At 65.5% G+C, this 25,417-nt stretch carries 17 protein-coding genes; 16 read left to right on the top strand and 1 reads right to left on the bottom strand.

Annotated features, from left to right (window positions below; genetic code table 11):
• Positions 1–119: 119 nt before the first annotated feature.
• From BMX57_RS00290 to BMX57_RS00220, 15 genes are all read left to right on the top strand, one after another.
• Positions 120–785, top strand: coding sequence for a helix-turn-helix domain-containing protein (locus BMX57_RS00290; RefSeq protein ID WP_177175350.1), 666 nt, complete (start codon positions 120–122; stop codon positions 783–785).
• Positions 782–2,821 (top strand): NADH:flavin oxidoreductase, encoded by a 2,040-nt coding sequence (locus tag BMX57_RS00285; protein ID WP_092361378.1) that lies wholly within the window; start codon positions 782–784, stop codon positions 2,819–2,821. The genes BMX57_RS00290 and BMX57_RS00285 overlap by 4 nt, the downstream gene beginning before the upstream one ends.
• A gap of 118 nt (positions 2,822–2,939) precedes the next feature.
• Complete coding sequence (locus BMX57_RS00280) at positions 2,940–3,635, top strand: helix-turn-helix domain-containing protein (RefSeq protein WP_092361376.1); 696 nt, start codon at positions 2,940–2,942, stop codon at positions 3,633–3,635.
• A 68-nt stretch (positions 3,636–3,703) separates the two neighbouring features.
• A complete protein-coding gene (locus BMX57_RS00275) occupies positions 3,704–5,263 on the top strand; it encodes an ABC transporter substrate-binding protein (RefSeq protein WP_092361374.1) in 1,560 nt (519 codons plus the stop codon).
• A 52-nt stretch (positions 5,264–5,315) separates the two neighbouring features.
• Positions 5,316–6,260, top strand: a complete 945-nt coding sequence (locus BMX57_RS00270) for an ABC transporter permease (protein WP_092361372.1) — start codon at positions 5,316–5,318, stop codon at positions 6,258–6,260.
• Positions 6,241–7,119 carry an ABC transporter permease gene (locus tag BMX57_RS00265; protein ID WP_218142408.1) on the top strand — a complete coding sequence of 293 codons (879 nt, stop codon included), beginning with the start codon at positions 6,241–6,243 and terminating at the stop codon, positions 7,117–7,119. Before BMX57_RS00270 ends, BMX57_RS00265 begins: the two co-directional genes overlap by 20 nt.
• Positions 7,119–8,105 (top strand): ABC transporter ATP-binding protein, encoded by a 987-nt coding sequence (locus BMX57_RS00260; protein WP_092361370.1) that lies wholly within the window; start codon positions 7,119–7,121, stop codon positions 8,103–8,105. The genes BMX57_RS00265 and BMX57_RS00260 overlap by 1 nt, the downstream gene beginning before the upstream one ends.
• Complete coding sequence (locus BMX57_RS00255; protein WP_092361368.1) at positions 8,102–9,082, top strand: ABC transporter ATP-binding protein; 981 nt, start codon at positions 8,102–8,104, stop codon at positions 9,080–9,082. Before BMX57_RS00260 ends, BMX57_RS00255 begins: the two co-directional genes overlap by 4 nt.
• Positions 9,079–11,088 carry a CocE/NonD family hydrolase gene (locus tag BMX57_RS00250; RefSeq protein WP_177175349.1) on the top strand — a complete coding sequence of 670 codons (2,010 nt, stop codon included), beginning with the start codon at positions 9,079–9,081 and terminating at the stop codon, positions 11,086–11,088. Before BMX57_RS00255 ends, BMX57_RS00250 begins: the two co-directional genes overlap by 4 nt.
• A complete protein-coding gene (locus BMX57_RS00245) occupies positions 11,088–13,109 on the top strand; it encodes a CocE/NonD family hydrolase (protein WP_092361364.1) in 2,022 nt (673 codons plus the stop codon). Before BMX57_RS00250 ends, BMX57_RS00245 begins: the two co-directional genes overlap by 1 nt.
• 4 nt (positions 13,110–13,113) lie before the next feature.
• On the top strand, positions 13,114–13,971 hold the full coding sequence (locus BMX57_RS00240) for an alpha/beta fold hydrolase (protein ID WP_177175348.1): 858 nt from the start codon (positions 13,114–13,116) through the stop codon (positions 13,969–13,971).
• Positions 13,972–15,426, top strand: a complete 1,455-nt coding sequence (locus BMX57_RS00235) for a M81 family metallopeptidase (protein ID WP_092361360.1) — start codon at positions 13,972–13,974, stop codon at positions 15,424–15,426.
• Positions 15,427–15,706: 280 nt separating this feature from the next.
• Positions 15,707–18,112 carry a GcvT family protein gene (locus BMX57_RS00230; RefSeq protein ID WP_092361358.1) on the top strand — a complete coding sequence of 802 codons (2,406 nt, stop codon included), beginning with the start codon at positions 15,707–15,709 and terminating at the stop codon, positions 18,110–18,112.
• Positions 18,109–19,659, top strand: coding sequence for a trimethylamine methyltransferase family protein (locus BMX57_RS00225; protein WP_092361356.1), 1,551 nt, complete (start codon positions 18,109–18,111; stop codon positions 19,657–19,659). Before BMX57_RS00230 ends, BMX57_RS00225 begins: the two co-directional genes overlap by 4 nt.
• A gap of 3 nt (positions 19,660–19,662) precedes the next feature.
• Positions 19,663–20,337 (top strand): TetR/AcrR family transcriptional regulator, encoded by a 675-nt coding sequence (locus BMX57_RS00220; protein ID WP_092361354.1) that lies wholly within the window; start codon positions 19,663–19,665, stop codon positions 20,335–20,337.
• Between the two features lie 538 nt (positions 20,338–20,875).
• On the opposite strand, the gene BMX57_RS00215 is transcribed toward BMX57_RS00220, so the two are convergent.
• A complete protein-coding gene (locus BMX57_RS00215; protein WP_092361352.1) occupies positions 20,876–23,311 on the bottom strand; it encodes a GcvT family protein in 2,436 nt (811 codons plus the stop codon).
• A gap of 174 nt (positions 23,312–23,485) precedes the next feature.
• Here BMX57_RS00215 and BMX57_RS00210 point away from each other — a divergent pair, with 174 nt between their 5' ends.
• On the top strand, positions 23,486–25,012 hold the full coding sequence (locus BMX57_RS00210) for a trimethylamine methyltransferase family protein (protein WP_092361350.1): 1,527 nt from the start codon (positions 23,486–23,488) through the stop codon (positions 25,010–25,012).
• Positions 25,013–25,417 lie beyond the last annotated feature (405 nt).

Genomic DNA, 25,417 nt, shown 5'->3' with positions numbered 1-25,417 from the left:
CAGCGAACAATGGATGTCAGGCGAAATTCTGCGACTGAAATTGAATTTGACAGAATAATTCTTTTCTGACCACACTTTCAATCAAGGAAACCACTATGACCGATTTCGGGAGATGGCCCATGTCCCAATCCGAGAATGTCGTGGCGATGGCCGACAGCCTTCAGTCGCTGGGCGGCGAAGTGCGCCAGTTGCGCAAGGCACGCGGGCTGACGCTGAAGGCGTTGAGCCGTCAGGCCGGTATCTCGCTCAGCCACCTGTCCGCGATCGAGCGTGGTGCGTCCAAGCCTTCGGTCGATGTGCTGGGGTGCATTGCCGGCGGCCTTGATGTGACGCCAGACTGGTTCTTCGCCCGCCGACCGGGCGCCGGCCCGATGGAGCGGGCGCATGTGGTGCGGAGTCAGAACCGACGCAACCTGAACACGCTGTACGGGCAGGGACTGGCCGAGCTGGGCTATGACGACAGCCTGCTGTCCAGTTCCATTGGCGGGCAGTTCTACATGGGGCTTGCGGTCTATGCGCCCTATGCCGAGCGGCCTGCGGCCGCGCTTCACGAACACGAGGGCGAAGAGCACGGGATTGTCCTGGAGGGCGAGCTTGAGATGCGGATCGGGGATGAGACGGTCACGCTGCGCGCCGGAGACAGCTACAGCTTCGACGCCCGGATCTCGCATCATGCCCGCAACCGGACGGATCAGGTCTGTCGCCTCGTGTGGGCCGTGTCGCCGGTCGTGATCCCGAAAAGCGTCGAGGCGGAGGCGCCCCTTGCCGAAGGAACCCGGAAATGACCCGCGACCCGCTGCTGCAGCCGTACCGGCTGAAGCATCTGACCCTGAAGAACAGGGTCATGACGACCGCGCATGAACCGGCTTATCCGGAAGACGGAATGCCCAAGGAGCGCTACCGCGCCTATCACGAGACCCGCGCCAGGGCCGGCGTGGCGCTGACGATGACGGCCGGTTCCGCCACGGTCAGCCGCGACAGCCCGCCGGTCTTCAACAACATCCTTGCCTACAAGGACGAGGTCGTCCCGTGGCTGGCGGACCTGGCCGATGCCTGCCACCAGCATGGCTGCGCGGTGATGATCCAGCTGACCCACCTCGGTCGCCGGACCGGCTGGAACAAGGGCGACTGGCTGCCCTCGGTGTCGGCGTCGCACTTTCGCGAGCCCGCGCACCGGGCCTTTCCGAAACGGATCGAGGATTTCGACATCGCGCGGATCCTGACGGACTATGCCGATGCGGCCGAGCGGATGCAGGCCGCCGGTCTCGACGGGATCGAGCTGCAGGCCTATGGCCACCTGATCGACCAGTTCTGGTCTGGGCTGACCAACAGGATGGACGCGCCATATGGCGGCACGTTCGATGACCGCCTGCGCTTCGGGTTGGAGGTGATCGGCGCGATCCGCGACCGGGTCGGCCCCGATTTCATCCTGGGCGTGCGCTTTACGGCGGACGAGACCGAGGCGGGCGGGATCACCGAGGCCGAAGGGCTGGAGATCGCCCGCCGCCTGCGCGACACGGGCCAGGTCGATTTCCTGAACGTGATCCGGGGCCGTATCCATACCGACCCGGCGATGACCGACGTGATTCCCGTGCAGGGAATGAAAAGCGCGCCGCATCTCGATTTCGCAGGCCGCGTCCGGGCCGAAACGGGCATGCCCACCTTCCACGCCGCGCGCATTCCCGATGTGGCGACCGCGCGGCACGCGATCTCGAACGGTCTTCTCGACATGGTCGGGATGACCCGTGCGCACATGGCCGATCCGCTGATCGTGCAGAAGATCGTGAACGGGCGCGAGGACGACATCAGGCCATGCGTCGGGGCCACCTATTGCCTTGACCGGATTTACCAGGCCGGCGACGCGCTGTGCATCCACAACCCGGCCACGGGGCGCGAGTTGACGCTGCCGCACGAGGTGCCGCCTGCCGATCATTCGAAACGGGTTGTCGTGGTCGGGGCCGGCCCCGCGGGGCTGGAGGCCGCACGGGTGGCGGCGGAACGCGGGCACTCGGTCACGGTGTTCGAGGCCGCGAGCGATCCCGGCGGGCAGGTCCGGCTGACCGCGCGGTCCCGGCGGCGGGCCGAGATGATCGGCATCATCGACTGGCGCATGGCGCAATGTGCGGCCCGCGACGTGGCCTTTCACTTCAACAGCTTCGCAACTGCCGAGGATGTGACCGCGCTGAGACCCGATGTCGTCGTGATCGCCACCGGCGGTCTGCCGGAAACGACGATTCTGGAGGACGGCGGGGAGCTGGGAATTTCGGCCTGGGACCTGATTTCAGGAGACGTCAAGCCGGGCGAGCGGGTGCTGATCTATGACGATGCCGGCGACCACCCGGCCTTGATGGCGGCCGAGGTCGTGGCCGAGGCGGGCGGCCATGTCGAAGTGATGACCCGCGACCGCAGTTTCGCGCCCGAGATCATGGCGATGAACCTGGTCCCCTACATGCGCGCGCTGCAGGACAAGGACGCCGTGTTCACGGTCGCCCGCACGCTCAAGTCCATCCGGCGCGACGGCAACAGGCTGTCCGCTGTGATCGGGACAGACTATTCCGGTTTTGTCGAGACCCGGAGCTTCGATCAGGTGGTCGTGAACCAGGGCACCCTGCCGCTCGACGACCTCTATTTCGAGCTCAAGCCGCGGTCGCGCAATCGCGGCGAGGTGGACCAGGTGGCGCTGGTCTCGTCCGCCGGTCCGGTCTTCACGGTACGAAATCCCGGTGGCGCGTTCGATCTGTATCGCATCGGCGATGCGGTGGCCTCCCGCAACATCCATGCGGCAATCTATGACGCGTTGCGGATCGGGCTTCGGTGGTGAAACGGCCGGCGTTCGCTTGTTCGGGGATTCGGCGGGAATTTTTGCAGAATTTTCCCGTGTTGAATAAATTCTGCGGTAGACTTCCGTAACGGAAAGCACTCTTGGGGGATTCGCAAAGGTGCCACCGACTGCCGGAAACAAACGTCTGACCCGGGACGAGGGTGTCGCCACCTTCGGGGCCGAAGTGCGCGAATTGCGCAAGGCCCGCCAGATGACGCTGGCCAACCTGGCCGAGGCCAGCGGGGTCTCGATCAGCCATCTGAGCGCCATAGAGCGCGGTACCGTGAATCCGACCCTCGGCAAGATCACAAGGATCGCGGAGGCGCTCGGTGTGCCCGAGGAGTGGTTTTTCTCGTTCCGACCGGGCTCGGGGGCGCTGGAACGGCGGTATGTCGTGCGCAGCGGACATCGGCGCAATCTGAACCTTCTTTACGGCGAGACAGTCGAGGAAGCCGGCTATTCCGATGCGCTGCTGTCCTCGTCCATCGGCGGCGGGTTTCACATGGGGTTATCCGACTACCCGCCCTACAGCGAAGCGGTCATGGACGAGCTCTATTCCCGCGAAGGCGAACAGCACGGTTTCGTCCTGGAGGGGGAATTGGTCCTGCGCCTGGAAGATGAGGAGATCACCGTTCGCGCGGGCGACAGCTTCAGCTTTCCCGGCGAGGTTCTGCACAGCACGCGCAACAAAAGCGCGCATCCCGCCCGCCTGATCTGGGCGAATTCGCCCGTGATCATACCGAAATACGCGGTTCTCGATAAGACAGAGAGCACACCGGAGCAGGCCGCGAGAACCAAGAAATCCGGTACCTGAACAACAACCGAATGGAACCGCCTGCTGCCGGGCGGACCGAAACAAGAAACAAGAACAGGGAGACGACCATGAACCCCCAAAAGACCAACGGCCTGTCGCGCCGTTCTCTCCTGGCGAGCGCGGGTGCCTTCGGCGCCGCGAGTCTTGCCTATCCCCGGATGGCGATCAGCCAGGACGGCAAGATCCTGACCGTGCGATCCTATTCGGATCTGCAGCTCCTTGATCCGGCTTTCCGCCTGTCGCTGCCCGAAGAGGATATCATCCGGGCGATATACCCGCCGCTGATCGAACCGGTCGCGGGTGATGTATGGCAATGGAAGATGGTAGCCGCGGCCTCGATCGAACAGCTTGACGGTCTGACCGTCGCGTTCACGCTGAAGGACAACATGGGCTTCACCGACGGCTATGGCGAGGTGACCGCGGACGATGTGAAATTCTCGATCGAACGCATTGCCGACCCGGCCAATGAAAGCCCCTATGCCGGCGACTGGTCGGCTTTGAAGGAGGTTGAGGTCAAGGACAGGCTCTCGGGACTCATTCACCTCAAGAACAAGTTCGTCCCCCTCTGGACGACGACCCTGCCGACGCCGGCCTCGTGCATCGTGTCCCGGAAGGCGGTCGAGGAGATCGGCGGCAAGATCGAGACGACACCCGTGGCGCAGTCGGGCCAATACCTGTTGACCGAATGGGTGCCCAAGCAAAGGACCATCCTGAAGCGCAACCCCGACTGGGCGCATGAACCGGGCGGGTTCGAGGAAATCCACATCATTCCGATCGAGGACCCGGCGACGGCCGAGCGCGGGTTCGAGGCGGGCGATCTGGACTATACCTGGACATCGGTGTCCTCTCTGCCACGTCTGAAGGAAAGCCCGCCGGCCGGCAGCGTCGTTCTTGAAAAGCCGTCGCTCGCTTATGTCTGGCTGGGCATGAACAAGGACAACGAAGCGCTCAAGGATGTGCGCATCCGTCGCGCGATCCAGCACGCCATCGACCGCGAAGTCGTCGTCGATGCCGCCTATTTCGGGGCCGCCTCCGTCGGCAACGGGATCATCGCGCCGGGTCTGCCCGGCAACCGCGACAGCGTGACCTACGACTACGATCCCGACCGCGCGCGCGAGCTTCTGGCCGAAGCGGGCGCCGAAGGGCTTAGCGTGACGCTGGACATCCTGAACCAGACCGAGCGCCTGACGGCCGCGCAGGTGATCCAGGCGAACCTCGCCGATGTGGGCATCAACTGCGAGATCAAGCAGAACGACAGCGGCACATTCTGGTCCCTGGGCTCAAAAGAGGGTGACTACTTCCTGGAGCTGCAACTGGTTCTCGGCCGATATTCGATGCAACCGGACCCGAGCTGGGCCACCGTGTGGTTCACGCCGGAACAGATCGGCGTGTGGAACTGGGAACGCTTCGACAGTGCCGAATACAAGGAGTTGCACGAGGCGGGACTTGTCGAAAGCGACCCGGCCAAGCGCGACGAGATCTACAAGAAGATGCAGGCGCTGATGGATGAAAGCGGCTGTTATGTCTTTCTGACCCACGAGGTTGTCGGCGCTATCCACAAGGACACGATCGAACCGGGCCTCAAGCCGAACGGGGAATCCCTGCTGGCGGATTTCAAGCCGGCATAGCGCCATCGGGCGGGCCGAGCGGCCCGTCCCCTTTCCCCGCGGAGGGTCCAGCATGCTGAACTACGCCGTCAAGCGGTTGGGCCTGGCCGTGGCCATCGTGTCGGTCGCGATGTTCCTGCTCTTTTGCATGATCTATCTCGTGCCGGGCGATCCCGCCTCGGTCGCCCTCGGGCCAAGGGCCACCGATGCGATGAAGGAGGCGCTTCGCGTCAAGATGGGCCTCGACCAGCCGATCTGGGTACAGTTCTGGAATTTCTTCTCGGGGGCCTGGACGGGTGATCTGGGCCAGGAGGTGCTGTCGGGCCGCCCGGTTCTCGATGTCGTCCTTGAACAGCTGCCCTTCACGCTGGCCCTGATCGCCGGCGGGATCACCTGGTCGGTGGCCATCGGCATCCCGCTGGGCTGCTGGGCCGCGATCAACCGGGGCAGTTTCGCCGACCGGCTGGTGGGCATCCTGTCGGTTGCGGTGATCGCGGTACCGTCCTTCGTGATCGCGATCTACGCGCTTCTCATATTTTCCGTCTCGCTGCGCTGGCTGCCGGCCATCGGGGCCGGTGAGCCCGGTCACCTCGGGGACCAGATTGTCCACCTGATCCTGCCGTCGCTTGCCGTGGGGCTGGGCTGGGTCGGCTATATCGCGCGCATGGTGCGCGCATCCATGCTGGAAGTGCTGGAGGCAAGCCATATTCGCACCGCGCGGGCCTTCGGCCTGCCGGAGAACATGATCACCTATCGCTATGCGCTGACCATCGCGATCCTGCCCACCATCACGCTGCTGGGCGTCGGCATCGGGCAGATGCTGTCCTCGGCCGTGTTCGCCGAAATCGTTTTTGCCCGGCCGGGCGTCGGCAAGCTGGTCTATGACGCCATCCTGACCCGGAACTTCCCCGTGGTCACCGGCGCCGTCCTCGTCACCACCGTGATCTTCGTTCTTCTGAACCTCGTCGCGGACCTTATCGTAGGAGCATTGGACCCCCGTGTCAGAAGCAGCTTCTAACCCGCCCGCCGCCGCACGGTCCGAGCTGTGGAAATCCTTTCGCAGGCTCCTGCGCGAGCCGCTCGGCGTTTTCGGCCTGTCGCTGGTCGTCCTCGTCATCCTGGCGGCGGTTTTTGCCGATGTCCTGACCCAATGGGATCCGACCCGGATCAATCCGCGCGACCGGTTCCTCGGCCCCTCCGGCGAACACCTTCTGGGAACGGATCAGCTTGGCCGTGACCTGTTTGCCCGTGTTCTACACGGCGGGCGGATCGCGCTCTACGTGGCGCTGGTCTCGACCGCGATCTCGCTGGCGATCGGGATCGTGTTGGGGCTGATCGCGGGCTACGGGCCGCGCTGGCTGGACAACCTGATGATCCTGCTCTTCGACGCCACCAAGAGCTTTCCCACCGTGATGCTGGCGCTGGCGCTTGTCACCATCGTCGGCCCGTCGCTGACGGCCGTGGTCGTTGTCGTCATCATCGTCAACGTGCCGGGATATGCCCGCATCATCCGAACCCAGACGATTGCGATCAAATCGTCGGAATTCGTGACCGCGGCCCAGAGCATGGGCGCGTCCAATGCCCGCATCCTCGGTGTCCACATCATGCCCAACGTGATCGGGCCGCTGGTGATCCTTGCCTCGATGGACATCCCGGTGGTCATCGCCATCGAGGCAGGGATGAGCTTTCTGGGTCTTGGCGTGCGCCCGCCGACCCCCAGTTGGGGTTCGATCCTGAATGACGGCTTCAGCCAGATCAGGGACACCGCCTGGATCGCCATCGCGGGCGGCCTGCCGATCATCATCACGACGCTGGGCTTCACTTTCCTTGGCGAAACGCTGCGGGACGTGTTCGACCCGCGGCTGAAAGGGCGCTGATGACAACCCTCTCCGTATCCGGCCTGAATGTCTGGTTCTCGACAGAGGACGGACCGCTGCACGCGCTCAAGGACGTGACGTTCGATATTCCCGAACGCCGCATCGTCGGAATCGTGGGGGAATCGGGCTGCGGCAAGAGTACGCTGATCAACGCGATCCTCGGGCTTTTGGCCGACAACGGAGAAATCCGCAACGGCGAGATCCTGTTCGAGGGGCAGAGCGACCTGACGAAACTCACCCGGCGCGAGATGCAGGACTTGCGCGGCCCGCGCATATCCACCGTGTTTCAGGACCCGATGGGGGCGCTGAACCCGGTCCTGTCCGTGGGCGAGCAGATGATCAACATTCAGTACCGCTCGGGCCAGTCGAAGGCCGAAAAAGCCGCCCGTGCCATCGAGATGCTCAAGCTGGTGCGCATCCCCGATGCCGACAGCGCGTTGAACCGGTATCCGCACCAGTTCTCGGGCGGCATGAAGCAGCGGATCGCGATTGCCATGTCGCTGATGATGGAGCCCGCGCTTCTGATCGCCGATGAACCGACCACGGCGCTCGACGCGACGCTCGAGGTCGCAACGATCGAGCTCTTGCAGGATCTTCAGGAGCAGATCGGCTGTTCGGTGATGTTCATCTCGCACCATCTGGGGGTGATTGCGGAACTGTGCCAGGACGTGGTTGTCATGTATGCCGGCGAAGTCGTCGAACGTGGCACCGTGCGCGATGTCTTCCACGACCCCCGCCACCCCTATACCCGCAGGCTTCTGGAATGCGATCCCGCGCGGCAGACCGAACGCACGCGGGTGCTGCCGACGATCCCCGGCGAAATCCCCGATCTGCGCCATCGGCCCGAGGGCTGTGTCTTTGCGCCCCGTTGCCTGGAACGGCATCCGGGATGCGACATGGCCCAGAGCGAGCGGATGGTTGCGCCTGGCCACGCCGCGCGGTGCAATCTGGTCGATCAATCGGCGGCAGAGGGAGAAAGCGCATGAGCGACGATCCGATCCTTTCCGTCGATGACGTTCAGGTTTCCTTTCCGGTCGGCGGCCTGGCGAGCAGAAGCGCCATTCTCGGGGTCGCGGGCGTCAGCTTTCAGGTCCGCCCCGGCGAGACCTTCGCGCTGGTGGGCGAAAGCGGATCCGGCAAGACCACGCTGGCCCGCGCCATCAACGGGTTGCAGGAAATCAGCGCGGGTTCGATCACCTTCGAGGGCGGGCGCATCGACAGGCTCGGCAAGCGCGAGATGAAGCCGATCCGCAAGCGCATGTCGATGATGTTCCAGGACCCGGTGGGCTCGCTTTCTCCGCGGATGACCGTGGGGGATCTGGTGACCGAGCCCTACCGGATCCACGGTTCCGACGGGCGTGATCTTCGGGCCGAGACCGAGCGGCTTCTGTCGCTTGTCGGTCTGCCGGCGAATTTCGCATCGCGCTATCCGCATCAGCTCTCGGGCGGGCAGGCGCGGCGTGTCGGCGTGGCGCGGGCCATCGCGCTCGACCCCGCGCTGGTCATCGCGGACGAGCCGACTGCGGGGCTGGACGTGTCCGTGCAGGGCGAGGTTCTGAACCTGCTCAACGATCTGCGCGAACGCTTGGGCCTTGCGATGGTGATCATCACCCACAACCTGCATGTGGTGCATCACGTGGCCGACCGGACGGCGGTGATGTATCTGGGCCGCTTCGTCGAGAAGGGCGAGACCGAGGCGATGTTCTCCGCCCCCTGCCATCCTTATACTGCGGCGCTTCTGTCGGCGAACCCCGAGCCCGATCCCGACAAGGTACACGACCGGATCACGCTGCCCGCCGAGGTTCCCTCGCTCCTGTCGCGGCCATCGGGCTGCGAATTCCACACCCGCTGCCCCTGGGCGCAGGAGACATGCAAGACGGTTCCGCCGCCACCGGGCGACGTGACCTGCCATTTCCCGCTGGCGCCCGGCGCCAGGCCACCCGAATTGGAGTCCGCCCGATGACCGAAGTGATCGAAACCGTCTGGATCCCGATGCCGGACGGAGCCCGTCTTGCGGCGCGGCTTTGGCTGCCCGATGGCGCCCGCGAGACCCCGGTTCCCTGTATCCTGGAATACATCCCCTATCGCCGCCGCGACCGGACGCGGATGCGCGACGAAAGCATGCACCCGCATTTCGCCGAGGCGGGCTATGCCGCAATACGGGTGGACATTCGCGGATATGGCGACAGCGACGGGCTGGCCGAGGACGAGTATTCCCACCAGGAGATCCGGGACGGTCACGATATCGTCCAGTGGATCGCCGGTCAGGATTGGTGCGACGGCAATGTCGGCATGTTCGGTAAGAGTTGGGGCGCCTACAACGCCTTCCAGGTTGCCGCGACGCGGCCTCCGGCGCTGAAGGCCATCGCCCCCGTGATGGGCACCGATGACCGCTGGCGCGAGGATATCCATTTCTATGGCGGTTGCCTGGCCAACGACAATTTCTGGTGGGGCTCGATCATGCAGCTCTACAACGCCATGCCGCCCGATCCCGCGATCGTCGGCGACACCTGGCGCGAGATGTGGCGGGAGCGGCTTGAAGGGGCGCGGTTCTGGCCCGCGATGTGGCTCGAGCATCAGACCCATGACGAGATGTGGCGGCGCGGCTCGATCTGCGAGGAGTACGGCGATGTCGAGGTGCCGGTCTATTTCTTCGGCGGCTGGGCCGATCTTTTCCGCGACACGCCGTTCCGCATTGCCGAACACCTGACGGGGCCGGTCAAGGTGATGATGGGCCCCTGGGCGCATCTGTTTCCGCATGAGGGCGCGCCGGGGCCGCGGGCGGATTTCGTGGCCGAGGTGATCCGGTTCTGGGACCATTGGCTGAAGGGCATCGACACCGGGTTGATGGACGAACCCCCGCTGCGCTTCTACCTGCAGGACAGCGCGCCGCCCTCGGGAACCATAATGCACCGGCCGGGCCGATGGGTCGAGGAGGTCTCCTGGCCTTCGCCCAACGTCGCCGAGACGGTGCTCTGGCTGAACAACGAAACCCTGGAAGGGGCAGCGGGGCAGGGGCCGGCCCTGTCGATCTGCTCCCCGCAGACCTTCGGGGCGGCCGGGGGCGACATGTGCAGCTTTGCGATCCCCGGCGACATGCCGGCGGATTGCCGGATCGACGCCGGTGGCGCGCTGCAGTTCCGGGGTGGGGTGCTGGACGCTCCGCTGGAAATCCTCGGCCAGCCCCGGATCGAGTTGACGGCGGCGGCCGACCGCAAGCAAGGCTTTGTCGCCGCTCTTCTCGTGGACGAAGCGCCCGATGGGGCACAGACCCTTGTGGCGCGGGGGTTCTGCAATCTCACCCATCGAGACAGCGACACCGAGCCCTCGCCCGTGGTGCCGGGCGAGGAGATGCGCCTGAGCGTTCCGCTCTATGGCACCGGCTACCGGGTTCTTGCCGGGCACCGGCTGGTCGTGCAGATCGCCTCGGCCTACTGGCCGATCCTCTGGCCGGCGCCGGAACCGGTGACGCTGACGATCCGGCCGGGAAGCTCGGCCCTGCACCTTCCTCTGCGGGTCGAGACACCCGATGCCCCGGAGCCGCGCTCTTTGCCCGAGCCGCCCAGGCGCGGCGGCAGGCGTCCGCTGACGCATGTGCGCGACGGCTCGATGGAGCGGTCGTTCCACACCGATCTGACCGATGGTGCGACATTGCACCGCTTTTTCAGCGACGGCGGCGTCTTCGGCCCCGTGGGCGACATGCGCCTTGACGATATCGGCACGGTGCTCAGCGACATCTCCGACCGTCGCTACACGATCCACGCCGACGACCCGCTGAGCGCCCGGGCCACGATGGAGCAGACCGCCAGCTTCACGCGCGACGACTGGACCGCGAAGATCCATACCATCTCGGAACAGACCGCGACCACGACGGAGTTTCACCTGACCGCCCGCATCACCTGCTGGGACGGCGACGACGTCTTTTTCGAAAACGAAGAGACCTTCACGATACCAAGGAACGGCATGTGATGGCGGATATCGCGACAAGAACGGACTTTCCGCGCCGGGTGCGCGAGATCGAGAACACCTGGATCCCGATGCCCGACGGCACCCGTCTGGCCGCCCGCATCTGGCTGCCGGTCGATGCCGAGGACGACCCGGTGCCGGCGATCCTGGAATACCTTCCCTATCGCAAGCGCGACGGAACGGTGGAGCGCGATCACACGACCCATCCCTACTTCGCCGGATATGGCTATGCAGGTGTGCGGGTGGACATGCGCGGCACCGGCGACAGCGAAGGCGTGTGCCTGGGCGAATACCTTGCGCAGGAACAGGACGACGGGGTGGCGGTCATCGAGTGGCTGGCCGCGCAGCCGTGGTGCTCCGGCAAGGTAGGCATGATCGGGATCAGCTGGGGCGGGTTCAACGGGCTTCAGATCGCCGCGCGGGGACCCGAGGCCCTGGGCGCGGTGATCACGCTGTGCTCGACCGACGATCGCTATGCCGACGACATCCATTTCATGGGCGGGGCCATGCTGACCGACAAGCTTGCCTGGGGCGGCACGGCCTTCGCCATTTCGAACACCCCGCCCGATCCGGCCATCGTGGGCGACCGCTGGCGCGAAATGTGGGTCGAGAGGATGGAAAACAACGGGTTGTGGTTTCTCGACTGGGTGCGCCATCAGCGCCGCGACGACTTCTACCGGCATGGCTCGATCTGCGAGGACTGGAGCGCGGTGCGTGTGCCGGTCTATGCGGTGGGCGGCTATGCGGACGGTTATACCAATCCGATCTTTCGCATGATGGAGCACCTGCCGGGGTCGAAAAAGGCGCTGGTCGGTCCCTGGGCCCACAAATATCCGCATTTCGCCACGCCGGAACCCCGGATCGGCTTCCTTCAGGAATGCCTGCGCTGGTGGGACCAGCACCTCAAGGGCATCGACACGGGCATCATGGACGAGCCGATGATCCGCGCCTGGATGCAGGATCCCGCCCCGCCGTCGCCGCACGCGATCCCTCGACCCGGGCGCTGGATCGGCGCGGGCGGCTGGCCGGTCGCGGGCGCCGATGTTCAGGTGCTTCATCTCTCGCGCCAAGGGCTCGGCCCGTCGCCGGTCGACGCCGAAGAGCCGATCCCGGTTGCGTCGCCGGAAACGGCCGGGTGGACAGCCCAGACCTGGTGCATCTACGGGCTCGATCCCGACGGTCCGCTGGACCAGAACGGCGAGACGGGGCTGATGTGCTCGTTCGAGACGGAGCCGCTGGCGGAGGAACTGGAGATCTTCGGCTTTCCGATCCTGCACGCACAGGTCCGCAGCAGCACGCCACAGGCCAATCTTGCCGCCGTGCTGTCGATGGTGGCCCCGGATGGCCGCGCCCGGCTGGTCAGCTTCGGCATCCTGAACCTGGCCCATCGGGGCGGCCACGCCACGCCCGAACCGATGCCCGAAGACCGGGCCGTGCCGGTGACGGTGCAACTGAACGTCATCGGTCAGAAAGTGCCGGCCGGATACCGCCTGCGGCTGGCTGTGTCCTCTGCCTATTGGCCGATGATCTGGCCATCGCCGGAAAGGGCGGTGCTTTCGCTCACCGGGGCGACGCTCACCCTGCCGCTTCACGACCCGGCCCGCGACGGTCCGGACCTCGCGCCTTTCGGCCCGGCGGAAGGGGCCGCCCCGCTTCGGTCGGAGGAGATCAGCCCCGGTACATCGCGGCGGATCCGCGAGATAGACCTTGCCACCGGCGTCGAGACCACGACGCGAGCGATGGACACCGGTACGCATCGCCACCTGCATACCGGTCTGACGGTGGGTTACGGCAACACCGATACGTACCGCATCCATCCCGACGATCCGACCACGGCCACGATGACGAGCCAATGGCGCAAACGTTACGCGCGCGGCGATTGGATGGCCGAGCTTGAGACGACGGTCACGATGCGAGCGCTGCGCGACGCCTGGCATGTGACCGCACGCCTGGAGGCGCGCGATGCCGACGGGATGGTTTTGGTCCGGGACTGGGACGAGACAATCCCGCGCGACGGGGTCTGAGCGGGTGGGTGTCTTTCCGGAATTCGGCGCCGAGGCGCGGTCCCATGAGCTGACCACCGACGATGGCGTCACGATGCGGGTCGTGACCGCCGGCTCCGGTCCCGCGCTGGTGTTCGTGCCCGGCGGCGACCAGACGGCCGAGGCCTATTCCGAGCAGTTCGCGCGGCTATCGGACGGCTATCGCTGCATCTCCTACGATCCCCGCGGTGCGGGGCAGACCACGGCCCCGTCACCGCCCTGGACGATGGCCGACTACGCGCGCGATTGCGCCGCGGTGATCGACGCGTTCGCGGATGGGCGGGCTGCGGTGACCGGCCTGTCGCTCGGTGGGCTGGTGACGCAGGCCACGGCGATCGACTTTGCCTCCAAGGTGCGGCTTGCGATCCCGATGGGGACGGCGGCCCATATCGACGGCTTCACCCGGGACTGGATGCAGGCCGAGATCAATCTGCGGCGCGACGGCCTTCGTCTGCCGGACTATTTCCTGGCGCCGCATTACGCCGTCTATGCCTTTCCGGCGAAGGCACTGGCCGATCCGGCGCTCTGGGCGCAGGTGAAGGAAAGCTACACTGTCCGATTCCGCGACCGCGACCCGCAGGACACCATCGACCAGTGGCAGGCCTGTCTCGATTTCGACTGTCGAGAAGCGCTGAAATCCTGCCCGGTCCCGTTTCATGTCATCGCGTTTTCGCAAGACGTGCAGACGCCGCCCTCGATGTGCCGGCTGGTTGCGGACCTCGTCCCCGACGGCACCTTCCACGAGATCGAGGGGCTGGGCCATGTCTCGATGGTGCGCCACCGGCCCGAGATCGTGGCCGGCAAGCTGCGCGAGATCCTCGATGCCACGGTGGATCGGTCCTGAATGCCGCGTATCGCGATTGCCGGATTCCAGCATGAAACCAACAGCCTGTCTCCGGTGATGACGGATCTCGCCGCCTTCGAAATGGCGGATTCCTGGCCCGGGCTCCTGACGGGCGAGGACGTGATTACGCAAACGCGGGGGATGAACCTGCCCATTGCGGGATTTGCCGAGGCGGCGCGTGCGGCCGGCGCAGACCTCATCCCGATCCTCTGGTGCGCCGCAGAGCCGGCCGGGCACGTAAGCGACACCGCGTTTGACGAGATTGCCGGCCGGATCGTGGCCGGGGTCCATGCGGCCGGCGATATCGACATGCTCTACCTCGACCTTCACGGTGCGATGATCACGCAATCAGATGCCGACGGGGAGGGCGCGCTTCTGGTCCGGCTGCGGGCCGAGTTCGGGTCGAAACTGCCGATCGGGGTCAGCCTCGATCTGCACGCCAACGTGTCGGCCCGCATGGTGGACCTGGCCGATACGATCTGCATCTTCCGAACCTATCCGCATCTGGACATGGCCGAGACCGGCGCACGCGCCTTCGCCCGCCTGATGGCGTGCTTTCGGTCGGGCAGGCCCCAAAAAGCCTTTCGGAAAGCCGATTTCATCGTCCCGCTGCACGCCCAGCACACAGGCGCCGAGCCGGCGCGCAGCCTCTATGCAAGGCTGTACGACGACGCTGCAGCGCATGTGGAATTGGCGCTTGGATTTTCCGCTGGCGACACTCCGGACCGGGTGCCTTCGGTCCTCGCTTACGCCCAAACCCAGGGTCAAGCGGACGCGTTGGTCGAAACCACCTTTGCTGCGCTCAATGAGGCGCGCGGCTTTTTCGACACCACGCTCCTTGATGCAGGCGAGGCGGTTCGGGCCGCGATGGCGCATTCCGGCCGGGGCCCGGTGGTCCTGGTGGATGTCCAGGACAATCCGGGCGCCGGGGCCAGTTCCGACACGACCGGCCTGTTGCGTGCACTTGTCGCGGCGGGGGCCGGCGATGTTCTTATGGGGCTCTTCCATGATCCGACCTTGGCGGCACGGGCACATGAGGCGGGAACAGGCGCCGAGATCGAGGGCGCGTTGGGCGGCCGTTCCGGTGTTCGGGGCGACAGTCCTTTTGCGGGAAATTTCCATGTCGAGGCCCTGAGCCACGGTCAATGCCGCTACACCGGCGAGATGTATGGCGGCGGCACGGCGACGCTGGGGCCGAGCGCCGTGCTGTCCCCCATCGGGACCGGCATCCGCATTGTCGTCACCAGCATCCGAAACCAGTGCCTCGACCTGGGCCATTTCGCGCATTTTGGCCTCGATCCCGCCGCGGCCCGGATCGTCTGCGTCAAGAGCACGGCCCATTTTCGCGCGGCGTTCGAACCGATCGCGGCAACGGTAATCCCGGTCGCCAGCCCGGGGCTTTTTCCCTGCCGCATCTCGCCCCTGGACCCGGCCGGGCCATTGGCTTCGGTTTGATCCGAGAGGGTTTCGACTCCGGTCGGCATCTCACACCGACACGAAAACTCGGTGTCCGGTCCGGACCGACCAGATCGGGACGAAGAACCGCGTCCGGGACGCGAAATGTGTCGTCCCGGCCGGTAAGACCGGGCGCGTGTGCCGGCACGTCCTTCGCGGCGGGGTGGCATCCGGATTTTACTGGACAAGTGTGTCCATTACTGTTGTCCTGAATGGACACATGTGTCCAATGCCGCTGCGGCCCGTCTTGGTCTCGCGTCGGAAGCAGGAGCAGGGAAGTATGAAAACACATTACAGGGCCGTTGTGATCGGGGGCGGGGTCGTCGGCGCGTCCGTGCTGTACCACCTCAGCAAGTTCGGCTGGAAAGACGTTTGCCTGATCGAGCGGAACGTGCTCACTGCCGGATCCAGCTGGCACGCGGCCGGCGGCTTTCATGCCTTGAACGCCGATCCCAACATTGCCAGCCTGCAGGCCTATACCATCGACCTGCTCAGCGAGATCGAACGGGAATCGGGCCACTCGGTCGGGATGCACATGACCGGCGGGATGACGCTTGCGGGCACGCCCGATCGCTGGGAATGGCTGCAATCGGCATACCGGACGTTCCAATCCATCGGCATCGAGGACGTGCACCTGATTACCCCCGAAGAGGCCGGCGAGCGCTGCCCGATCATGTCGACGCATGGCATTCTGGGCGGCATGTGGGCCGACCGCGAGGGGTATGTGGACACCACCGGTACGGTCCATGCCTATGCCGGGGCGGCCAAGAAATACGGGGCCGAGGTGATCGAGCGCAACCGCGTGCTGGAACTGAACCAGACTGCCGACGGGTGGGAGGTCGTGACCGAAAAGGGCACGATCCAGACCGAGCATGTGATCAATGCCGCCGGTCTCTGGGCCAAGCAGGTGGGGCGCATGGCCGGGATCGAGCTGCCGGTGTCGCCACTGAACCATCATTACCTGATCTCGGACACGATTCCGGAGATCGAGGCGCTGGACTACGAGATTCCGCTGACCGTCGATCTGGAGGGGTTCACCTATGTCCGCCAGGACCAGAAGGGGATGCTGCTTGGGATTTACGAGGTCGATCACCAGCACTGGATGATGGACGGCGCGCCCTGGGAATACGGGTTCGAGCTGCAGCAGGAAGATCCCGACCGGATCGAACGCGAACTCACGCTGGGCTTTGAACGCTACCCCGTTCTGCAGAATGTCGGCGTCAAGACCTGGGTCAATGGCGCCTTCACCTTCTCGCCCGATGGCAACCCGCTGGTCGGGCCGGTGCGCGGCAAGCCCGGCTATTGGTGCGCCTGTGCGGTGATGGCGGGTTTCCTGCAGGGCGGCGGCGTCGGCAAGTCCCTGGCCGAATGGATGATCCACGGCGAACCGGAAGCCGACGTCTTCGGCATGGATGTGGCGCGCTACGGCGACTACGCAGGGAACAAGCGTTTCATCAAGGAAACGACCGGGCAATTCTATACGCGTCGCTTCGTTATGACCTATCCGAACGAGCAGCTGCCCGCGGGGCGGCCGCTCAGGATGGCGGGGGCCTATTCCGACATGACGTCCGCCGGGTGCCGGTGGGGCGCCAGCTGGGGGCTCGAGGTGCCGCTCTATTTCGCGCCCGAGGGGTTCGAGGAGACGCCGACCCTCAAGCGATCGAACGCCTTCGATCTGGTGGCCGAGGAATGCCGCGCGGTGCGCGAGGGCGTCGGGCTGTTGGACATTTCCGGCTTTTCCCGCTTCGAACTGTCCGGGGATGGGGCCGGGGCATGGCTCGACCGCATCATGGCGTCCACACTGCCGGGGCCGGGCCGGGCAAGGCTGGCACCGATGCTCAGCGCCGAAGGCAAGCTCAAGGGCGACCTGACCGTGTTCAACTGGGGCGACGGCACCTGGTGGATCATGGGCAGCTACTACCTGCGCGAATGGCATATGCGGTGGTTCCACGATCACATGGATGCGGGCGTCGGAATTCGGGATATCTCGGACGCGACCGTCGGGTTCAGCCTCTCGGGGCCGAACAGCCGCGCTGTGATGGAAAGACTGACCGACGGCCCGATAGCCGACTTGCCTTTCATGGGCTGCGGCAGTTTCGACCTGGGCCTGATCCGGGCCAAGGTCGGGCGGCTGTCCGTGACCGGAGAGCTGGGCTATGAAATCCACTGCGGCGCGGCCGAGCATATCGGCCTGCGCAAGCTGCTGCTGAAGGCGGGCGAGGGTCTCGGCATGCGCGAGATCGGGTTCAACGCGCTGCTCAGCCTGCGGCTGGAGAAGAGCTTTGGCATCTGGAGCGCGGAATTCACCCAAGGCTATACCCCGGGGCAGACTGGCATGGACCGCTGGATCGCCTGGGACAAGGGCGATTTCCTTGGCCGCGACGCGGCCCTGGCCGAGCGCGACGGCAATGGCCCGGATCAGGTCATCGCCACGCTGAAGATCGACGCGGAAGACGCCGATGCCAGCGGGTACGAGCCGGTCTGGCAGGATGGCAGACGCGTTGGTTTCGTCACTTCGGGCGGCTTTGGTCACACCGTCGGCAGCTCGCTTGCCATGGCCATGATCGACCGGGACCTGGCGGTGGAGGGCACGGTGTTGAGCGTGCATATTGTCGGCGCCGAACGGGCGGCCGAGGTCATCGCGCCTTCACCCTATGACCCGCAAGGGCAAGCGATGCGCGCATGACAACGCGCGACAAAGACAGCGCGCAACCGCGCCGCAAGGGGCGCAGGCGCGGGGCGGCCGAGACGGTATCCAAACGGACCCCGAACTACCGCCAACTTCGCAACCCGTTCCCGGTGATGTCCGTCTTTTCGGATGACGAAGCCGCGAACATGCACGAGACCGCGCTGACGACACTCGAAGAGCTGGGCATGCGCGTTCTGCTGCCCGAGGCGGTCAAGATCTATGCCGCGGCCGGCGCGCGGGTCGACGGCGACATGGTCTATATCGGGCGCGAGATCGTCGAGGCTGCGGTTGCCACTGCGCCGAAATCCATCCATTGCCACGCCGGAGGGCCCAAGCGCGACGTGACGCTGGAACTGGGCACCCTGGCGTTTCAGCCCGGCGCGGGTGCGCCGCATGCCACGGATCTCAAACGCGGCCGCCGCCCCGGATCGGCGCGGGACTATCGCGAATACACGCGTCTCGCGCATCATTTCGACGTGTTCCAGATGATGTCGCCCTCGGTCGAGCCTCAGGACATCGCGATCAATCTGCGCCACTTTTTCACTACCGAGGCGCAGCTGACGCTGACCGACAAGCTGCCGTTCCTGTTCTCGCGCGGCACGCCGCAGACGATGGACAATTTCGAGATGCTGCGCATCGCCCGCGGTCTGGATGAAGAGGCGTTCCTGAACGGCGTGCACGCCTATACGATCATCAACACCAACTCTCCGCGCACGCTCGATATTCCCATGGCGCAGGGCTTGATCGACTTTGCCCGTAACGGCCAGCTGTCCATCGTGACGCCCTTCACGCTGATGGGGGCCATGGCGCCGATCACGGTGGCGGGTGCCATCACGCTCAGCCATGCCGAATGCCTGGCCGCGATAACGTTGACCCAGCTAGTCAGAGAAGGGGCGCCGGTCTGCTACGGCACGTTCACCTCGAACGTGGACATGAAATCCGGAGCGCCGGCCTTCGGCACACCCACGCATTTCCAGGCGTCGCTGGCCGCGGGGCAGATGGCGCGCCTGTTGGGCCTGCCGTGGCGGTCGGCGGCTGGATCGGCCTCCAACATCAACGACGTGCAGGCGGCGAATGAAAACCAGCTTGGCCTCTGGGGCTGTCTTCTGTCGGGGGCCACGGTCATCATCCATTCGGCGGGCTGGCTCGAAGGCGGATTGACCGTATCCTACGAGAAACTGGTCACGGATGTCGACGTGCTGAACATGGTGGCCGAACTTTGCGCCGGCAACAGGGCGGGCGCCGACGAGATCGGTTTCGCCAACGCGCTGGCCCATGTGGCGCCCTCGGGTCACTTCTTTGCCGCGCCGCAGACGATGGAGCGCTACGATACCGAATTCTACGAACCCGTCGTGCATGACTATGCCAATTTCGGCACCTGGACCGAGCGCGGGGCTCTTGATGCCAATTCCCGGGCGACCGGGGTTTGGGAGAGGATCCTTGCGGAACCGCCCGGCGTCCTGGCGTCTCCGGGCGAATTGGCGGCCCTGCGCGCCTTTGTCGAGAAACGCACCGCCGAAGGCGGCGCGCCGCCGGAAAGCTGAGCGATGAGCACACGCGGCACTCCGCTTCTGAACCGCGAGGATCCGGACAAGGAGCCCTTGACCGGCAATGTCAAAGTCACCCGCGAAGACTGGTTGAACCTTGCGCGCGACGTTTTGGTGCATGAGGGGGTGGGAGAGCTCAAGATACTCGGCCTGAGCAACCGGTTGGCCGTGTCCCGGTCGAGCTTCTACTGGTATTTCAAGGATCGGGCGGATCTTCTCGATGCCCTGCTCGACGAATGGGAGGCGCGCAACACGCGCACCATCGTCGAATACTGTGCCCGGCCCGCCGACTGCATCAACGCGGCGGTCTGCAATTTCTTTCGCTGCTTCATCGACCCCGCGCTGTTCGACCAGGGGCTCGATTTCGCGGTGCGCGAATGGGCGCGGCGCGATGGGTCCCTGCGTCTGCGGATCGACAGGGCGGATGCGGCGCGGCTGGAGGCGGCGCAGGCGATGTTCGTTCGCTACGGATATGAAAAGTCGGATGCGGATACCCGCGCCCGCATCCTCTATTTCATGCAGCTGGGCTATCACGCGCTCGAAGTGCGCGAACCGATGGAGCTTCGGATGGGGCGCCTGGAGGGGTTTCTCAGGGGGTTCACCGGCCAGGACGCGCAACCGGACATCATCGCCGAATTCGCGGCCTACGCGTTGGCTATGGACGCGCGATCATGAGCCGCTATTCCGCGCTCAGGCTGTTTTGCCAGGGGCTGTGCGGGCAATCCGGCTGGACGCCGGCGTGGCGCACGCCGACACCTGGCAAGCGATACCACATCATCATCAACGGCGGCCGCGGGCATCCTGGACGCCTCGCCGCTTGGCAAGATCGACGTGATGGGGTCGGATGCCGAGCACTCTGTCGACTTCCATCTGTAACAACACGATCGGAACGCTGAAGCCCGGACGGCTACGCCGTCTTCGACCTGACCGGAAGCGACGCGATGGTATGCTCAATCGCGGGGCCTCCATATCCCGCGACCAGGCGGCATGCGGCTGCTGTTCGGTCTCGAGGTGGCGCTCTATCCGGTAGTGCTTGCAGCTCCACGACGCTCGCCCGCATTCGGAGGCTTTGATTTCCAGCTTCCAATCGCTGCCGAAAAAATCCGGGCGGTGCGATCGCCACATTGTCAAAACGCGACTATTTCCGTGCGTTCGAGCTCTGTCGGTCAAGCCCGACTTCGACCCACCGCGCTGCTCCGCACACCTCGCCGCCTCAACTCCGCATGCGCGCGAATTCGGGATCGTAGGGGGCGGGCGCGATCACCTCGGCGCCGACCATGTTGCCGCACAGATCCAGCATCATGGTGCTGCCCTGCGCCGACAGGCCAGGTTCCACGAAAGCGTAGGCCAGGTTCATGGCGACGCGGTGGCCCCAGGCACCCGAAGTGACGGTGCCCACGACCTTGCCGTTCCGCATCAGGGACGCTCCGCCATGGGCCGGTGCGGTCTTGCTGTCGATCCGGAGCGTCACCAGCTTCTTGCGCGGCCCCTCTGCGTGGCGCCGGACCAGCGCGGATTGGCCGAGGAAATCCCCCTTGTCCAGCTTCACGAACCGGTCCAGCCCGGTCTCGAACGGGTCGAACTCGGTCAGCAGGTCGGCCTTCCAGTGCAGAAACCCCATCTCCAGGCGCATCGACTCGACCGCGCGTGCCCCGAAGAGCTTCAGCCCATGTGCCGCACCGGCCTCGCGCAACGCCAGGTAAGCCGCATGAAGCGACGCGTTGGGGATGTGGATCTCATAGGCCAACTCGCCGGAGAAGCTGACGCCCAGAATCGTGGCCGGCGCAAAGCCGACATAGGCCTCGCGCACCGACAGCCAGGGAAACGCCTCCCGGCTCCAGTCGCCGCGCGCGCAGGCCGACAGCACGTCGCGCGCCCTCGGGCCAGCCAGAACAAGACTGGTCTGGTCGTTGGTCAGGCTGCGGATCCGCACATCCTCGTCGGCGCGCAGGTGTTGGCGCAGCCAGTCCATGTCGTGATATTCGCTGGCCGCGGCGGATCCGTACCAGACCCGTGCCGGCCCACGGTCCGAGGCGGGCAGGTTGGCGACGGTTGCCTCGGATTTGACCATGCCGTGAGGGTTCAGCAGATAGCCCAACCCGACGCGCCCATCGCGTCTCGTCACCGCGCCGCAGATCATCCGGTTCAGGAAGGCATGGCGGTCCGTGCCGGTGATCTCGATGCGGTTGAAGCCGTTGACCTCGCACAGGCCCACGCCTTTGGACAGGTTGCGCACCTCGGCCGCCACGACGCCGAAAGTCTCGTCGAAATCGAAGCCCAAGGTCGGGTGAAAATCCGGGTCGGGCTTGATGTAGTCCACCCGCTCCCAGCCGTTCACCACGGTGAACTCCGCCCCCTCGGCGGCCAGAAGCGGCGTGAGCGGTGTGGTCTTGGCGGGTCGGCCGGCGGGGCGGTGTTCGTGCGGGAAGTGGAACCGGAACTCGTTCCGGTAATCCTCGATGGCCTTGAGCGCGGTCAGTTCCACATTCGCATGGCCCGTGAACCGGCGCGGATCGATGGCCCAGGTGTCATGGCAGGCCTCTCCGTGCACGATCTGCTGCGCCAGGAGCCAGCCATGCCCGCCGCCCTCGCCAAGGCCGGCGCGCAGGCCGATGATGCAGAACGCGTTGCGCCTGCCCGGGATCGGCCCGACCAGCGGCGCGCCGTCGATGGTATAGGTGATCGGGCCGTTCACCACCCGCTTGATGCCGACCTCGGCCAGCACCGGCATCCGCTCGAACGCGCCCTCCAGCACGTCCATCACGCGGTCCAGGTCATCGGGGCACAGGTCGTTGCTGAAATCCGGGCTGATCCCGTCCAGGCCCCAGGTCCTGCAGGCCTGTTCGTAGAAGCCGACCAGCAGGCCGCCCTTTTCCTGGCGCGCATAGTAGTCCGAGATCGGGCAGCGCAACAGCGGCATGCGGTGGCCGGCCGCCGCGATGGCCGGGATGTCCTCGGTCACGAAATACTGGTGCTCCATCGACGCGACGGGGTGATGAACACCCATCATCGCGCCCAGCTCGTTCACCCGGTAACCGCAGGCGTTCACCACGATATCGGCGTCGATCTCGCCCTTGTCGGTGTGGACCGTCCAGGTGTCGTCGGCGCGCTGGGTGAGGGCCGTCACCGGCGTGTGGCGGTATATCTCGGCGCCCGCCCGGCGCGCGTGAAACGCCAGCGCCTGGCAGAGCTGCGCGGGGTCGATATCCCCGTCCTCGCCATCCCAGAGCCCGCCCAGCAGGTTTTCGGTCGATATAAGCGGATGCCGCCGGGCGCATTCCGCGGCGTCGATCACCTCGAAGGTCACCCCCATGCCGCGGGCCATCGAGGCGAAATGGCGATAGCCCTGCATCTGCGCCTCGGTATTGGCCAGCCGGATGCCGCCGTCCCCGTGGTGGTAGCCGACCGGATAGTCCGGGTCATCGCGCAGCGTCTTGTAGAGTGCGATGGAGTGCGACTTGAGCCCGACCATCGTCTGGTTCATGCCGAAATTCGTGACCTGCGCGGCGGAATGCCAGGTCGTGCCCGAGGTCAGCTCGTCCCGCTCGATCAGGACGACATCGCTCCAGCCTTCCCGGGTGAGGTGGTAGAGGGTGGAACATCCGGCGATACCCCCGCCGATGACGGCGACCTTGGTGTGGGTTTTCATGGCAATCCTCTCCGGTGTTTCGCCGTCCTCCGGATACTTGCCGGCAGAGTGTCAGATTCCCAAACACAAATTCGGCGTTTTGGCGTATTCATCACAAGGACCCCTTGTTCCGGCCCCGGGGAAGTGCCGCGCATGGCCTTCGCCCGAGGCCCGGTCCGCAGGAGACTGACGACGATGAAAGCTGCACCGGCGACCAACAAGCGTAAGGGACGCCGGGACCGGCTGGCGCAACGCGCGGCAAAGCCGGTCTTCAATCCGGCCGCCCCGGGACAGCGCGGCGGCAGCTACCGCCCCCTGAGCGACCATGACCTTGCCGCGATCTACAACACCGCTCTGCGGCTCCTGTCCGAACTCGGCATGGGCGAGGTGCCCGACCGCTTGGCCCGCGATCTGCTTGCGGCCGGTGCGGTGGACACCGGCGCCGGGCGCCTGTTGTTTCCGCGCGCGATGACCGAAGAGATGATCGCCCGGGCCGCCAAGAGCTTTGTCCTGCATGGCCGCGACCCCGCGCGCTCGATCGAGGTCGGCGGCGAACGGGTGTATTTCGGGACCGGCGGCGCGGCGGTGCAGACCCTGGATATCGACAGCGGCGCCTACCGGCCTTCGACCTTGCGGGACCTGCATGATTTCACCCGGCTTCAGGACGCGTTGGTCAATGTCAGCTGGTTCACCCGGTGCTGCATCGCCACGGACGTGGCCGACAGTTTCGAGTTGGACGTGAACACCGCCTACGCGCTGATGCGCAACACCACCAAGCCGGTGGCCACCGCCTTTACCCTGGCCGATCACGTTGCGCCGATCGTGCGGATGTTCGACATCGTTGCAGGCGGCGAGGGGGGCTTCGCCCGCCGCCCCTTCGTCAAGGCCCATATCAGCCCGGTGATCTCTCCCATGCGCTTCGGTGAGGACGCGGTGGAGGTGGTCTATGCCTGCATCGCGCACAACATGCCCATGTCCTGCATCACAGCCGCGCAATCAGGGGCGACGGCCCCGGCGACGCTGGCGGGGTTCCTGGCGCAGTCGCTGGCCGAAACCCTTGCCAGCCTGGTGATGGTCAACGTCATTTCGCCCGGTTTTCCCATGGTGTTCTCCAACTGGCCGCTGGTGGTCGACCTGCGCACCGGATCCTTTGCCGGCGGGGGCGGCGAGATCGCGGTGATGAACGCGGCCTCGGCGCAGCTTTCGAACTGGCTTGGCCTGCCATCCGGCGTGGCCGCCTCGATGACCGATGCCAAGGCGATCGACGCGCAATACGGGGCGGAAAAGGGCATCACCTCGCTGGCGGCCGCGCTGGCGGGCGGCAATCTGATCTACGAATCGTCGGGCATGACGGCCTCGCTTCTGGGCGCCAGCTTCGAGGCCTTCGTGCTGGATGACGAGATGCACTCGGCGACCTACCGCGCCCTGCGCGGGATCGAGGTCACCGAGGAGAACCTCGGCTTCGAGGCCATTTGCCAATCCGTGCTGGGCGACGGGCACTTCCTGGGCGCGCAGCATACCTATGCGGCGATGGAGCGCGACTATTTCTACCCCAGCCTCGCCGATCGCGAAGCGCCGGTCACCTGGACCGACAAGGGATCGCCCGACGCCTGGTCGGTGGCGCGCGACCGCGCCCGCGAGATCCTGACCTCGCACCACCCCGACTATCTGTCACCGGCGCAAGACGCCGCGATCCGTGAGCTGTTCCCTTTCATACGCTGACGACCTGCGGCCTGATCCGAGGTGCGGCCGCAATCTCCGCGGGTCGCACAATATCAGGAAATCGCATCATTCCATCTGTTGAAACCGGGTAGAAACGTCACTGGCAGTGCAAAGCAGGAACGTCGCCAAACGAGCCGACTGGAACCGGCGTGGCGCGACCGACCCGAAGGTCATGCAGTCCTCGAAAACGGTGCGCGGCATGTCACGTCGCTGCCCAGAACGCGGTCGTAGAGCGCCATTGTCACATGCAGATCAAACTGCCGAAGCTTCGTTCCGAGTCCCTCCGGGTCATCGTGGCCCACCACTGCCGCAAGCATTGAGGTGGAACACTTCAGTGGGGGAGGAAAATATTTCGGGATGGGCAGCATTGAACCCTGGGTGGCGGAGAGACAGGCCGCCATTGAC

This window comes from Cribrihabitans marinus, from assembly GCF_900109035.1.
GTDB classification, from domain to species: domain Bacteria; phylum Pseudomonadota; class Alphaproteobacteria; order Rhodobacterales; family Rhodobacteraceae; genus Cribrihabitans; species Cribrihabitans marinus.
This window is presented reverse-complemented; position numbering and strand designations above follow the sequence as displayed.

Excerpts from the sequence above, each read along its gene's own strand:
- BMX57_RS00270 (WP_092361372.1), top strand. The coding sequence starts at position 5,316 with ATGCTGAACTACGCCGTCAAGCGGTTGGGCCTGGCCGTGGCCATCGTG.
- BMX57_RS00255 (WP_092361368.1), top strand. The coding sequence starts at position 8,102 with ATGAGCGACGATCCGATCCTTTCCGTCGATGACGTTCAGGTTTCCTTT.
- BMX57_RS00290 (WP_177175350.1), top strand. The coding sequence starts at position 120 with ATGTCCCAATCCGAGAATGTCGTGGCGATGGCCGACAGCCTTCAGTCG.
- BMX57_RS00210 (WP_092361350.1), top strand. The coding sequence starts at position 23,486 with ATGAAAGCTGCACCGGCGACCAACAAGCGTAAGGGACGCCGGGACCGG.
- BMX57_RS00230 (WP_092361358.1), top strand. The coding sequence starts at position 15,707 with ATGAAAACACATTACAGGGCCGTTGTGATCGGGGGCGGGGTCGTCGGC.
- BMX57_RS00245 (WP_092361364.1), top strand. The coding sequence starts at position 11,088 with ATGGCGGATATCGCGACAAGAACGGACTTTCCGCGCCGGGTGCGCGAG.
- BMX57_RS00225 (WP_092361356.1), top strand. The coding sequence starts at position 18,109 with ATGACAACGCGCGACAAAGACAGCGCGCAACCGCGCCGCAAGGGGCGC.
- BMX57_RS00235 (WP_092361360.1), top strand. The coding sequence starts at position 13,972 with ATGCCGCGTATCGCGATTGCCGGATTCCAGCATGAAACCAACAGCCTG.
- BMX57_RS00250 (WP_177175349.1), top strand. The coding sequence starts at position 9,079 with ATGACCGAAGTGATCGAAACCGTCTGGATCCCGATGCCGGACGGAGCC.
- BMX57_RS00215 (WP_092361352.1), bottom strand. The coding sequence starts at position 23,311 with ATGAAAACCCACACCAAGGTCGCCGTCATCGGCGGGGGTATCGCCGGA.
- BMX57_RS00275 (WP_092361374.1), top strand. The coding sequence starts at position 3,704 with ATGAACCCCCAAAAGACCAACGGCCTGTCGCGCCGTTCTCTCCTGGCG.
- BMX57_RS00220 (WP_092361354.1), top strand. The coding sequence starts at position 19,663 with ATGAGCACACGCGGCACTCCGCTTCTGAACCGCGAGGATCCGGACAAG.
- BMX57_RS00260 (WP_092361370.1), top strand. The coding sequence starts at position 7,119 with ATGACAACCCTCTCCGTATCCGGCCTGAATGTCTGGTTCTCGACAGAG.
- BMX57_RS00285 (WP_092361378.1), top strand. The coding sequence starts at position 782 with ATGACCCGCGACCCGCTGCTGCAGCCGTACCGGCTGAAGCATCTGACC.